This window comes from Enterobacter sp. MGH 16 (assembly GCF_000493175.1).
GTDB lineage: Bacteria > Pseudomonadota > Gammaproteobacteria > Enterobacterales > Enterobacteriaceae > Enterobacter > Enterobacter roggenkampii.
This window is the reverse complement of sequence record NZ_KI535695.1, coordinates 940489-953225: the sequence shown is the minus strand read 5'-3', so window position 1 is coordinate 953225 and position 12737 is coordinate 940489. Positions and strand designations below refer to the sequence as shown.

Annotated in this window: 15 protein-coding genes; 8 read left to right on the top strand and 7 right to left on the bottom strand. The window is 50.4% G+C overall.

Features of this window, described 5'->3' with window-relative positions; all coding sequences use genetic code 11:
- Positions 1–35: 35 nt before the first annotated feature.
- Both L362_RS23640 and L362_RS18110 read left to right on the top strand, forming a co-directional pair.
- Positions 36–281: an excisionase gene (locus L362_RS23640; RefSeq protein WP_071787694.1), complete on the top strand. Its 246-nt coding sequence runs from the start codon at positions 36–38 to the stop codon at positions 279–281.
- On the top strand, positions 262–1386 hold the full coding sequence (locus L362_RS18110; protein WP_023343831.1) for a site-specific integrase: 1125 nt from the start codon (positions 262–264) through the stop codon (positions 1384–1386). The genes L362_RS23640 and L362_RS18110 overlap by 20 nt, the downstream gene beginning before the upstream one ends.
- 6 nt (positions 1387–1392) lie before the next feature.
- Here L362_RS18110 and L362_RS18115 read toward each other — a convergent pair whose 3' ends face one another.
- Together L362_RS18115 and icd are read right to left on the bottom strand one after the other, a co-directional pair.
- On the bottom strand, positions 1393–2007 hold the full coding sequence (locus tag L362_RS18115; RefSeq protein WP_023292760.1) for a hypothetical protein: 615 nt from the start codon (positions 2005–2007) through the stop codon (positions 1393–1395).
- A gap of 120 nt (positions 2008–2127) precedes the next feature.
- Entirely contained in the window at positions 2128–3378 is a 1251-nt protein-coding gene (gene icd, locus L362_RS18120) for an NADP-dependent isocitrate dehydrogenase (RefSeq protein ID WP_023292761.1), read from the bottom strand.
- A 117-nt stretch (positions 3379–3495) separates the two neighbouring features.
- Between icd and rluE the strand changes: the two genes are divergently transcribed.
- The 6 genes from rluE (at position 3496) to L362_RS23635 (ending at position 9415) form a co-directional block, all read left to right on the top strand.
- Positions 3496–4149, top strand: a complete 654-nt coding sequence (gene rluE, locus L362_RS18125; RefSeq protein WP_023343830.1) for a 23S rRNA pseudouridine(2457) synthase RluE — start codon at positions 3496–3498, stop codon at positions 4147–4149.
- A gap of 9 nt (positions 4150–4158) precedes the next feature.
- Entirely contained in the window at positions 4159–4632 is a 474-nt protein-coding gene (locus tag L362_RS18130) for an NUDIX hydrolase (RefSeq protein ID WP_023292763.1), read from the top strand.
- Positions 4633–4672: 40 nt separating this feature from the next.
- On the top strand, positions 4673–5785 hold the full coding sequence (gene mnmA, locus L362_RS18135) for a tRNA 2-thiouridine(34) synthase MnmA (protein WP_021241033.1): 1113 nt from the start codon (positions 4673–4675) through the stop codon (positions 5783–5785).
- A 28-nt stretch (positions 5786–5813) separates the two neighbouring features.
- Positions 5814–6443 (top strand): high frequency lysogenization protein HflD, encoded by a 630-nt coding sequence (gene hflD, locus L362_RS18140; RefSeq protein WP_008500756.1) that lies wholly within the window; start codon positions 5814–5816, stop codon positions 6441–6443.
- Between the two features lie 19 nt (positions 6444–6462).
- Entirely contained in the window at positions 6463–7833 is a 1371-nt protein-coding gene (gene purB, locus L362_RS18145; RefSeq protein ID WP_008500757.1) for an adenylosuccinate lyase, read from the top strand.
- A gap of 487 nt (positions 7834–8320) precedes the next feature.
- A complete protein-coding gene (locus L362_RS23635; protein WP_071787672.1) occupies positions 8321–9415 on the top strand; it encodes an acyltransferase family protein in 1095 nt (364 codons plus the stop codon).
- A gap of 124 nt (positions 9416–9539) precedes the next feature.
- Here the strand turns inward: L362_RS23635 and L362_RS0122745 are convergent, their stop codons facing one another.
- The 5 genes from L362_RS0122745 to L362_RS18160 are packed head-to-tail and all read right to left on the bottom strand — an operon-like array spanning position 9540 to position 12734.
- On the bottom strand, positions 9540–9968 hold the full coding sequence (locus tag L362_RS0122745) for a tail fiber assembly protein (RefSeq protein WP_032637655.1): 429 nt from the start codon (positions 9966–9968) through the stop codon (positions 9540–9542).
- Between the two features lie 2 nt (positions 9969–9970).
- Positions 9971–10675 carry a gp53-like domain-containing protein gene (locus L362_RS25055; RefSeq protein ID WP_023343827.1) on the bottom strand — a complete coding sequence of 235 codons (705 nt, stop codon included), beginning with the start codon at positions 10673–10675 and terminating at the stop codon, positions 9971–9973.
- On the bottom strand, positions 10662–11249 hold the full coding sequence (locus L362_RS18150; protein WP_023343826.1) for a YmfQ family protein: 588 nt from the start codon (positions 11247–11249) through the stop codon (positions 10662–10664). The genes L362_RS25055 and L362_RS18150 overlap by 14 nt, the downstream gene beginning before the upstream one ends.
- Entirely contained in the window at positions 11249–12328 is a 1080-nt protein-coding gene (locus L362_RS18155) for a baseplate J/gp47 family protein (protein ID WP_023343825.1), read from the bottom strand. The genes L362_RS18150 and L362_RS18155 overlap by 1 nt, the downstream gene beginning before the upstream one ends.
- A complete protein-coding gene (locus L362_RS18160; RefSeq protein ID WP_023343824.1) occupies positions 12321–12734 on the bottom strand; it encodes a phage GP46 family protein in 414 nt (137 codons plus the stop codon). Before L362_RS18160 ends, L362_RS18155 begins: the two co-directional genes overlap by 8 nt.
- Between the last annotated feature and the right edge of the window lie 3 nt (positions 12735–12737).

Here is a 12737-nt window from a genome sequence, read left to right as displayed (position 1 = left end):
ATGGCCCTGATATGGGCCATTATGAGGTAAATCACATGCTTCAAATGCTGACTTTAGAAGAATGGGCTGCGGAAAAATACCGGAGTAATCCTCCAAGTCTGAATACTTTACGCCGATACGCCAAAGAGAGCATGTTCACTCCCCCGGCCACCAAAGAAGGAAGATACTGGCGGGTAAGAGAAGATGCCGAGATTACAGGTAATTTAACCCAGCCCGTTATTAAAAAATCTGATTCTCCTATGCTTCAAAGGATACTGTCTGATGGCTGCTCGACCACGTAAAAACAACGTCAAGATACCTAATCTCTATCCGCTATACAGTCGGAAGGTAAATAAAATTTACTGGCGCTATAAACATCCCATTACAGGTAAGTTTCATAGTCTTGGAACTAACGAGGCCGAAGCAACAGCAATAGCAATCGAAGCGAATGAGAGACTGGCTGAACAGCGCACCAGGCAGGTTTTGGCTATCAGTGACAAGATCGCCACCAGCAAAGGAAAGGCGATAACAACAAATACTTGGTTGGATCGATATTGGAAAATTCAGGATGAAAGACTTGAGAATGGTGATATCAAGCCGAACACTCATAAGCAAAAGGCTAAACCAGTAGCCCTGCTTCGTGAGAGCGTAGGAATGAAATTCATTTCATCCGTCGATGTTCGAGATGTTGCCCAGATACTGGAGTCCTATGTTGCAGAGGGCCAGCCAAGAATGGCACAAGTCATACGCTCAGTCTTGATTGATGTATTCAAAGAAGCCCAACATTATGGCGAGGTACCGCCGGGTTATAACCCGGCTCTTGCTACAAAACAACCGCGCCGGCGGATTACTCGACAGCGTCTAAACCTCGACGAATGGCAAAAGATTTTCGAGATAGCTGATGCCCGCCACCAATACATGGGCAATGCAATGCTATTGGCACTCGTTACCGGTCAACGCCTCGGGGATATTTCCAACATGAAGTTTAGCGATATTTGGGATGACCATCTTCATGTCGTTCAGCAAAAGACGGGGAGCAAGCTAGCGATCCCCCTATCCCTAAGGCTTAACGCGATCGACTGGAGTTTGAGGGATGTAGTTGCGCGTTGCCGTGACTATGCAGTGAGTCCATACCTAATCCACTTTTTCCGGGCGACTTCAATGGCAGAAAGAGGGGCACAGGTGAAGTCGAACACATTAACGATGAATTTCAGTAAGGCTCGTGATAAAGCAGAAATAAATTGGGGGGATGGCACACCTGCTACCTTCCATGAACAACGCTCTTTAGCGGAGAGATTATATAAAACACAAGGAATTGACACGAAAAAGCTGTTGGGACATAAATCCCAACAACAAACAGAACGCTACAATGATGATCGCGGGAAAAATTGGACCATAGTGGTTTAAGACTTTTTAATCGGCCCCAACATACAATTTCTTATCATGCGATTCTTTATCGAATCGCTTAATATTTTCTAATATTTTTATCAATGCATGACTCGTTTTCTCTTGGCCAATTGCCACAGCATTCATAAAATAAGCTATCCGTACCCATGATTTAAAATGATCATTTTCTAATTCAGAAGAAACAGGGATCATATTATTAATGATATCATGTTGACTTTTACAGTACGCTTGAATCTTTAACACATTTTCTTCGCTTAAGCCACTATCTTTGATATGGGAAATTAACGCAGTCAACGATTTTTGATTTTGCTCGTAGTCGGTGCCGTAGAATCTTCCAGGTCTACTTGCTACTGGAAAATCTTGGCATGTATGATTTAAGAAAAAAATTAAAAACTCTCTTAAACGTCTTTCAACTTTAATCAGTTTTCTTCGTTCATCTCTTTGTTGCCAAACTTCGAAAACCTTAAGAATAATAATAAGATCTACACATACCCCAATGAATTCCGGAATTAAATTCCCTACAAAATAAGTATTATCATTTCCAAAGTGAGCAATTAACGATAAGCATATTAAGAGCAGAATTAATAGAGCTGTAAAAACATTCTTTGAGATTCTATCCATGACATTACTTCCAGAGCTGTTTTGATAACTTGTTTTGTTAAATTTTTGATAACCATTCGAAAACTAATAATAAAAACGGGAACCAACAGGCTCCCGTTCTATTTTAGGCCAGATTCTGAACTACATGTTCGCGATAATCGCGTCGCCAAACTCTGAGCATTTCAGCAGCTTAGCGCCTTCCATCAGACGTTCGAAGTCATAGGTTACGGTTTTCGCGTTGATCGCGCCTTCCATACCTTTAACGATCAGGTCTGCGGCTTCGAACCATTCCATATGACGCAGCATCATCTCTGCGGACAGGATGATAGAGCCGGGGTTCACTTTGTCCTGGCCTGCGTATTTAGGTGCAGTACCGTGGGTAGCTTCGAACAGGGCGCACTCGTCACCGATGTTCGCGCCAGGGGCGATACCGATACCGCCAACCTGAGCTGCCAGGGCGTCAGAGATGTAGTCACCGTTCAGGTTCATACAGGCAATCACGTCGTATTCCGCTGGACGCAGCAGGATCTGCTGCAGGAACGCATCGGCGATCACATCTTTAATGACGATCTCTTTGCCGGTGTTCGGGTTTTTGATCTTCTGCCATGGGCCGCCATCGATCAGCTCACCGCCGAACTCTTCTTTCGCCAACTGGTAGCCCCAGTCTTTGAACGCGCCTTCGGTGAACTTCATGATGTTGCCTTTGTGAACCAGGGTCACAGAGTCACGGTCGTTGGTGATCGCATATTCGATGGCCGCGCGCACCAGACGCTTGGTCCCTTCTTCGGAGCACGGCTTAATGCCGATACCGCAATGCTCAGGGAAGCGAATTTTCTTCACGCCCATCTCTTCGCGCAGGAATTTAATCACTTTCTCTGCATCAGCAGAGTCCGCTTTCCATTCGATACCCGCGTAGATGTCTTCTGAGTTTTCGCGGAAGATGACCATGTCGGTCAGTTCTGGGTGCTTAACCGGGCTTGGGGTGCCCTGATAGTAACGAACCGGACGCAGACAGACGTACAGGTCCAGCTCCTGACGCAGTGCCACGTTCAGGGAACGGATGCCGCCGCCAACTGGCGTCGTCAGTGGGCCTTTGATAGCAACGCGGTAGTCGCGGATCAGGTCCAGCGTTTCGGCTGGCAGCCAGACGTCCTGGCCATAAACTTGCGTCGATTTCTCACCGGTGTAAATTTCCATCCAGGAAATTTTACGCTCGCCTTTGTAGGCTTTCTCAACAGCGGCATCAACCACTTTCAGCATTGCCGGGGTAACGTCTACACCGATACCATCACCTTCGATGAATGGGATGATCGGATTGTGAGGAACGTTAATCTTGCCGTTTTGCAGGGTGATCTTTTTACCTTCCGCCGGAACAACTACTTTGCTTTCCATTAACCTCTCCTTCGAGCGCTTCTGGTTGTTACTGATCTTATGTTAATAAATTGTAATGAGCCCTTCGATAGTACCTGATTGTCCGACGCCATGAAAGGTCTTCGTTATTAGGCTATAATGCGGCAATTGATAACGCCTGAAAATACCATGAAGAAAACTTCTTTTACAAAACACCGGGTTGAGCGATTCAGCTCGCGACAAGCCGCCAGACGACCGCAAGAAACCCAGCCAAAGCGGGTGATTCTGTTCAATAAACCCTACGATGTTTTGCCGCAGTTCACCGACGAAGCCGGGCGCAGCACGCTTAAGGACTACATCCCGGTTCAGGGGGTCTACGCGGCCGGGCGTCTGGACCGCGACAGCGAAGGCCTGCTGGTCTTGACCAACGATGGCGCCTTACAGGCGAAACTCACACAGCCGGGGAAACGCACCGGCAAAATTTACTTCGTCCAGGTAGAAGGCGAGCCGGATGATGAGACGCTGGAAAAATTGCGCAAAGGCGTCACGCTCAACGACGGTCCCACCCTGCCGGCAGGTATTGAACGCGTGAATGAACCGGAGTGGCTGTGGCCGCGTAACCCGCCTATCCGCGAACGCAAATCGATTCCGACAAGCTGGCTTAAAATCACCCTTTATGAAGGCCGCAACCGCCAGGTTCGGCGCATGACCGCACACGTCGGCTTCCCTACCCTGCGTCTGATTCGCTACGCCATGGGCAGCTACACCCTGGAAACGCTGGCAAACGGCGAATGGCGGGACGTTACCTCTTAAGGAGTCACTATGTTTAAACCTCATGTCACGGTTGCCTGCGTGGTCCACGCTAAGGGTAAATTCCTGGTTGTCGAAGAGAGCATTAACGGCAAAGCGCTGTGGAACCAGCCTGCCGGGCATCTTGAAGCCAATGAGACCCTGCTGCAGGCAGCGAAACGCGAGCTGTGGGAAGAGACCGGCATTCACGCTGAACCCCAGCACTTCATCCGTATGCACCAGTGGATCGCGCCCGATCACACTCCGTTCCTGCGCTTTTTATTTGCCGTTGAGCTTAGCGAAACGTGCGCCACAGAGCCGCAGGATGACGACATCGATCGCTGCCTGTGGGTTACCGCCGACGAGATCCTGAACGCGCCAAACCTGCGCTCGCCGCTGGTTGCGGAAAGCATTCGCTGCTGGCAGTCTGCTGGCCGCTTACCGCTGGATGTCATCGGCGCATTCAACTGGCCATTTACAGAGGGTGCCAATGGTGGGGGGGCGTGATAGAATACGCCGCCTTGAAGTTCAATGTCGTGAGTATTCCATGTCAGATAATAGCCAGAAAAAAGTGATCGTCGGCATGTCCGGCGGTGTCGATTCCTCCGTTTCCGCCTACCTGTTACAGCAACAGGGCTATAAGGTGGAGGGCCTGTTCATGAAGAACTGGGAGGAAGATGACGGCGAGGAATACTGCACTGCCGCAGCGGATCTCGCCGATGCGCAGGCCGTGTGCGATAAGCTCGGCATTGAACTGCACACCGTTAACTTTGCCGCAGAATACTGGGACAACGTGTTTGAACTGTTCCTCGAAGAGTACAAAGCGGGCCGCACGCCGAACCCGGATATTCTGTGCAACAAAGAGATCAAATTTAAGGCCTTCCTGGAATTCGCCGCGGAAGATCTGGGCGCAGACTACATTGCGACCGGTCACTACGTGCGTCGCGCAGACGTGAATGGTAAAAGCCAGCTGCTGCGCGGTCTGGACGGCAACAAAGATCAAAGCTATTTCCTCTATACGCTGAGCCACGAGCAAATCGCCCAGAGCCTGTTCCCGGTCGGCGAGCTGGAAAAGCCGCAGGTGCGTAAAATCGCCGAAGAGCTGGACCTGATCACCGCGAAGAAAAAAGACTCTACGGGTATCTGCTTCATCGGCGAGCGTAAATTCCGCGATTTCCTCGGACGTTACCTGCCCGCACAGCCGGGTAAAATTGTCACCGTCGATGGTGAAGAGATTGGCCAGCATCAGGGGCTGATGTACCACACCTTAGGCCAGCGTAAAGGCCTGGGTATCGGCGGGACGAAAGAAGGTAGCGAAGATCCGTGGTACGTGGTCGACAAAGATGTCGAAAACAATATTCTGGTTGTTGCTCAGGGCCATGACCATCCGCGTCTGATGTCCGTTGGCCTGATCGCGCAGCAGCTGCACTGGGTCGATCGTGAGCCGCTGAAAGGCACGCTGCGCTGCACGGTGAAAACACGCTACCGTCAGACCGATATTCCTTGCACCGTTACCGCGCTTGATGACGACCGCATTGACGTGCGCTTCGACGAGCCGGTCGCCGCCGTCACCCCGGGTCAGTCCGCTGTCTTCTACAGCGGCGAAATCTGCCTGGGCGGCGGGATCATTGAACAGCGCCTGCCGCTGCCCGCTGTTTAACAGCGTTTGCACACATAAAGGAGACCGTGTGGCGAAGAATTACTATGACATCACCCTGGCGCTGGCGGGAATTTGCCAGTCAGCCCGTCTGGTGCAACAGCTGGCGCATCAGGGTCATTGCGACGCTGATGCCCTGCACGTTTCACTCAATAGCGTTATCGACCTCAACCCCGGTTCAACCCTGGGCGTGTTCGGTGGCAGTGAAACCAACCTTCGTCTCGGTCTTGAAACCCTGCTTGGCGTGCTTAACGCCAGCAGCCGTCAGGGGTTAAACGCAGAGCTGACCCGCTACACGTTGAGCCTGATGGTGCTGGAGCGTAAGCTGAGCGCAGCAAAAGGCGCGCTTAATACCCTGGGCGATCGCATTGCCGGGTTACAGCGTCAGCTTGACCATTTTGACCTGCAGTCCGACACGCTGCTGAGCGCCATGGCCGGCATTTATGTTGACGTCATCAGCCCGCTGGGCCCACGAATTCAGGTCACCGGCTCCCCTGCCGTGCTGCAAAGCCCGCAGGTACAGGCAAAAGTACGCGCCTCCCTGCTGGCAGGGATCCGTGCCGCCGTGCTGTGGCACCAGGTTGGCGGTGGCCGCCTGCAGCTAATGTTTTCTCGTAATCGCCTGACCACTCAGGCAAAACAAATTCTTGCTCATTGTTAACCTCCCGGAGTTGCGAATTATGGAATTATCCTCACTGACCGCCGTATCCCCTGTCGATGGACGCTACGGCGATAAAGTCAGCGCGCTGCGCGGGATCTTCAGCGAATATGGTTTGCTGAAGTTCCGTGTTCAGGTTGAAGTACGCTGGCTGCAAAAGCTGGCCGCCCAGGCAGCAATCAAGGAAGTTCCTGCTTTTGACGAAAAGGCAAACGATTACCTTGATAAAATCGTTGCCGAGTTTAGCGAACAAGACGCCGCGCGCATTAAAACCATTGAGCGCACCACCAACCACGACGTGAAGGCGGTTGAGTACTTCCTGAAGGAGAAAGTGGAAAGCGTTCCTGCGCTGCACGCCGTGTCTGAGTTCATTCACTTCGCCTGTACGTCTGAAGACATCAACAACCTCTCTCATGCGCTGATGCTCTCCACCGCGCGCAAAGAGGTGGTGCTGCCTTACTGGCGTAAAATCATCGACGCGGTGAAAGCGCTGTCCGTGGAATACCGCGACATTCCGCTGCTCTCCCGTACCCACGGCCAGCCAGCCACCCCATCCACGATGGGTAAAGAGATGGCGAACGTCGCGTACCGTATGGAGCGCCAGTACCGTCAGCTGGAACAGGTTGAAATTCTGGGCAAAATCAACGGCGCGGTCGGTAACTATAACGCCCACATCGCCGCGTATCCGGAAGTGGACTGGCACCAGTTCAGCGAAGAGTTCGTGACCTCGCTGGGCATTCAGTGGAACCCGTACACCACCCAGATTGAGCCGCACGACTATATTGCGGAGCTGTTTGACTGCATCGCGCGCTTTAACACCATCCTGATCGACTTCGATCGTGACGTGTGGGGCTACATCGCCCTGAACCACTTCAAGCAGAAAACCATCGCCGGTGAAATCGGCTCTTCCACCATGCCGCACAAAGTGAACCCGATCGACTTCGAAAACTCCGAAGGTAACCTGGGTCTGGCGAACGCCGTGCTGCAGCATATGGCGAGCAAACTGCCGGTATCCCGCTGGCAGCGCGACCTGACCGACTCCACCGTACTGCGTAACCTGGGCGTAGGCATCGGCTACGCGCTGATCGCGTATCAGTCCACGCTGAAAGGCGTGAGCAAGCTGGAAGTGAACCGCGATCGTCTGCTGGACGAACTGGATCACAACTGGGAAGTGCTGGCGGAGCCGATTCAGACCGTGATGCGTCGTTACGGCATCGAAAAACCGTACGAGAAGCTGAAAGAGCTGACCCGCGGCAAACGCGTTGATGCCGAAGGTATGAAGCAGTTTATCGACGGCCTGGCGCTGCCGGAAGAAGAGAAAACCCGCCTGAAGGCGATGACTCCGGCGAACTACATTGGCCGCGCCATCACCATGGTTGACGAGCTGAAGTAATCTCCTCTCCCCCCTTTCCGCCCGGAAAGGGGGTTGCTTTTCCCCGGTTTACTCAATGTTTATCCCCACAGCAACATAATCAGCGTTAGACTGCATAGTTAAAATAAAAAAGACAGCAATACCAATAACTTATTTATATTTCAACCACTTACCTTGTGAGCCATTCAGACATTATCGGACAATAATGGGCAATTTATTGCCCCAAACTGCGCCCCCAACGCAGAAATGCCCCCAAATTTGCCCCCAAAACTGCTAACGTGAAAAGCTGAACTGCAAGCTGTAGGAAATGTTTGAAGAGCCGAAATGTGGTTAGTTTCAGAGTTTCCGATCATACGCCAAGCTTGTCAGTAAACTTTAGCATGTCACCAACTTTTTTTTGCATACAGCATTTTCAGTGAGAAGGAAGAACAAGCGTAATGTGTTATCATTGACTCAATTACACGTAATCTGCTGTTTGATAATTGTTAACGGAAATCCAAAATAACTTATGAAAACTCATAATGAGAAGAATAACGATCTTCAGATATTGCGAGGGATAGCAATAATGATGGTGATTTTTCAGCATTATAAATGGAGATTGCCTTCAGCAGATTGGTATGCTGATTCAGTAAACTATCTAAGTATGTGGGCAGGAGTAGATATATTTTTAGCTCTTTCTGGGTTTCTAATGTATCGTGTTATCTCGCGGGAATTTTCTAAAAGCGGGCATACATTCTCTGCATTCAAGTCTTTTTTCATTAAAAGGATATTTAGACTATATCCTGCATTGATTTTTTGGGTTGCAGTTTCAATACCAGTCGCATGGTATGTCGCGCCATTTTTCAATGCTGATGGACCGCTAGCACTAAAGGCCGCATTACCTTCACTACTTGCATATTCTAACTTTTATTGGTACAACTGCGTTGTAAATGGTTCTGTATGCGGTTCCTCTGACTTAAGCGGTATTACATGGTCATTGTCTCTGGAATGGCAATTATATATTTTGCTATTCATCGCCATGTTCTTTTTCAGCAAAAAAACACTACCAGCAATCCTTGCTATTGTTTTTATTATCTCATGCGTTATGTCTTCTGACCCAGTTCAGGTAAAATCATTAGTATGGTGGATTCGTCCACAATCATTTATTCTTGGCGTAGCCATTTCATTAGCATCACAGCATACAGAGATATTACTATCGAGAATCATTAGAATAGCCATTCTTGCTGCATCTTTGGTGTTGATATGCGTCTTGCCAAACCAATTACCACACGTTCTTCTTCCATTAACTGTTGGAGTTCTTGGTGCGCTTTGTGTGTTGCTATGTATCAATGGCGATATCTTTGGACGGAGTATTTTTTCGAATATTTTGCTATGGATTGGAGACAGGTCGTATTCTCTCTATTTGTGCCATTTAACTGTTATACATGCCTTTGCTAAATTAATTAGAGACACTGACAGCCTGTCTTTTATAAATAACAATGGATATATTGCACTTGCAATATGCATTTCATTATTGGCAATAACATCACACCTATCATACAAATACATAGAAACCCCTCTCCTTAACAAAGGAAGGATGTTTGTGCTTAAATATAAAGCTTAAAAAATCAAACAGGGGGATATCCCCCTGCTACACCATTTGTATATTAATATTTAAATGCCAGGTAAAATTTAACCTCAATTTCTTAGCAGTGATAACTGCGATCAGCAATCCCATCGATTATAAATTATTTCGGTAAATCAGGCCATATTACATCCGGAGCTGTAGAAGTGTCTACACGCATCAATAACACCCGATATCTTTTCCATGCTGTCAACATTAAAGCTTCATCTTCAGTTGCTTCAAGAAGGTCAACAGCATCCTGAAGCCATGCAATTTGTTCATCCGCACCCGCACGTAAAACAGAACGCAAGTTTTCCGCCATCTCAACAGATTGTTCTTGAGTTGGTTTCGGATTGTCTATCCAAGCAGGTCTACCATCAATCGCTCCAAGCTGTTTCCCAAAAGGATTGTTCTGTTTCCAATATGTTTCCGCCTCATCATCTGTCAAAATTACAGCATCTGCTGGTAACACACCATCTGGATAAGACCCATCCAGTTTCCATTCTTCTGGATAAAACCCTAAGGTTAATGCTGAAAAATAAACTGATTTCATGGTTAATAACCTATTGCAATATAATTCACGTTAATCGCATTACCTGTATAAACGTTTACAAGCCTTATCTGCGATGCACTTGGAAACATAGGCGCACCGATGCCTGCTCTATAAGTTGTGGAGAGAGTGCTATCAGAAGGGCCGCCTAGAGCAACTAAACCTCCGGTTGGAAAAGTTGTCGCCAAAGTAAAATTGCCATTGGCCCCAGCATTAACAGATTCGGTCCCCCATTGAACGATCAGCCCACCAGGTACATCTGGAATACGGATATAATCCTTCGTCGCAAAGTTTCGTTTACTGAAAATACTCATAACTGCTGCAACGCTTGGAAGGAGATTTGTTGCTGTTCCGGCTGCCATCTGCGAATTGGTAGCGACGCCAAGCTTTGCTGCTTCCCCAATCCCTAGATTCGAGCGCGCCAGCGCTTTATCTGCCACATCAGCAAGATTATTGTTGCGTAAAAGCGCATCAGGCACCCGGTCAGTGATGAGCTTAACGATAGCCTGATACAGCTGATCATGTTGCCCTTTATTCAGCACCGCGCCTGATTTCTCTATAGCGTTACAGATCTCCTCCTGAACGGCATCCCACATATCACTGTCGAGATAAGTAGCGCGGCGGCCGGTGGCCGTGTCACCATTTGTAAAACCATTTTTGCCCGGGCCAAATTTATCTGCCTGAGCTGTGGGTGTATCAATTCGATGCATTGTTTGTTCCTTCCGGGTAAGCAAAAACGACCACGGTGTGTGACGGCGCAAGTTTTTCTATTACGCACTCTGCGACCGTATCGCCCCAGGTTCTGATAGCGGAGTTACACGCACTGGTGCAGGTCTGCCAGTTAACGTTGGCGTCAGTCGGAATATTCACACGCCAGTAATAGCGCCAGAATTCCCCCCATTCAGGATCCGGCGTGCTGTCGAGATTCTGGAACTGTTCGATCGTTGCCGTGGTATATCCCAGCGCGTCCAGCTGGTTTCGGTAGAATTGTTCGTTGATACCGCCCGCCACGTTGGCCTTTGCATCCAGGCGTTGCTGACGCTGGACCAGTGACTGTACCCCATCCGGGGTACATGAGTCCGGCAGACCGTAGACGGTTTCATACCGGTCAATCAGCTCTGTTGCCTGCGACGGGTCGATTTCCTTCATCAGCGCATCGGCACGCTGATGCACGCGCATAAGCGATGGGGCCAGGCCTTCTATCAGTGGATTTTCCCCCTCCCATGCCGGGCCAGGCGGAAGCAATTTGTAGAGGAGTTGCTCATACTCATCCTGCATTGCCATCAGCTACTAGCCTCCGTATAGGTTGCCCAGGTGATGGTGCCGACCACGGGCAGTTCAGTAGAGCCCAGCACAACGTCTGCAACCGGCGCACGCAGCTGGTGAGCGACCTCACCCGTTGCCAGGCTTATCGCTTCGCTGATACGCGACAGGTAAATTTTCCCATCCGGAACACCGTCACGCAGCATCAGTGAATTCAGTTCAGCAGTTACGGCTGCACGAATTTCTGCAGTATCTTTCGCCAGCGCGATCGTCATTGGAATAACTTTTTCCGTAGCCGCGAAAACGAAAAGACCTGCGCCTGCAATGGGGGCCAGCGGCAGGATATGATTACGGACAGTCTGAACAAGATCATCGCCCGGTGCCGGGTGCGCCGGGTCGCCGGTTGCAACCATGACACCCACGGTTCCGATCCCTTGATAATGCCGGAGAGTCCACGCGCGAGTGATGCCTGCAATTTCTTTTGCCCAGATGACATAATCCGGGTCAGCGCCACCCTGAGGGATCCAGTAATAGCGCTCCATAACGCGTGCGCGCCAGGTCTCCAGCTCTTCTATGTCATCGCCGCCTGTCACCGTGTCGGCGTACCCCGTTGACGGGATGCCACTTACCGGCGTGCCAAGACGTAAGGCAATTCCATCATCGGTGTTCCCTGCCGCCCCTGGGTTATCCGCCACCAGCGGCACGCGTAACACACCTCCTGACGCTTTGACTGTTTGCGTGGTGGTAAAGGTTACCTGATCATCACGCTGGATTTGCGTTCCTGCGGGCAGCGTCGGCGTACCGCTGATACCATCCCAGCGCACATAGCCCGCCGCGACCACGGCATCCTTTCGGGGGCAGCGCTTGATTCTGCCGTGCCTGTATAACCAGTCCTCATCGCACAAATCGGGCAACATATTGCGCGCCAGATAATCGATATAGCCGTAGAGGGTATGAACGGCAGCGGCCTGCACTCGCGCGTACACTTCTGCATCCATCCTGCGTAAGAGTACATCCTCCTGGAAGCGCGTCAGCAAATCGCTGCGGATGGTGGCTATCAGTTGCGGGAGTTCCGGCCGTGAAAATTGACTGTCAGCCATCGAGTTCACTCCAGATATCATCAAAGGTAATGTTGTGAATGGTGCCGTCACGCTGGTAAATCGTAACTCCAGCCGCCAGCGTATCGATCCCGGTACGTTCTGCGGTTACGTCAACGCGTGCGGCCACGCCGTCCTCAGTCATCCAGGCCAGCGCCTGCTGCATATACTCGCGGGCATCCTGAGGCGTTTTATTGGTGAGCTTGCGGCGTTTCAGCAGATAGAGGCGGGAGCCGATACGGTCATTCTGCACTGTCGGCCAGCTGTCGCCCCACCAGCCGTAGGGGTCTGGTGCACGGTCGTCGCTCTCGGCACGCCGCCACGAAAAAAGAGAGATAACGACAGCACGTGTTAAAAGGTCGAGTGGATCCGCGGTCTCCTTCAGGAGCCCGTTAACGTAGAGGATCATGAT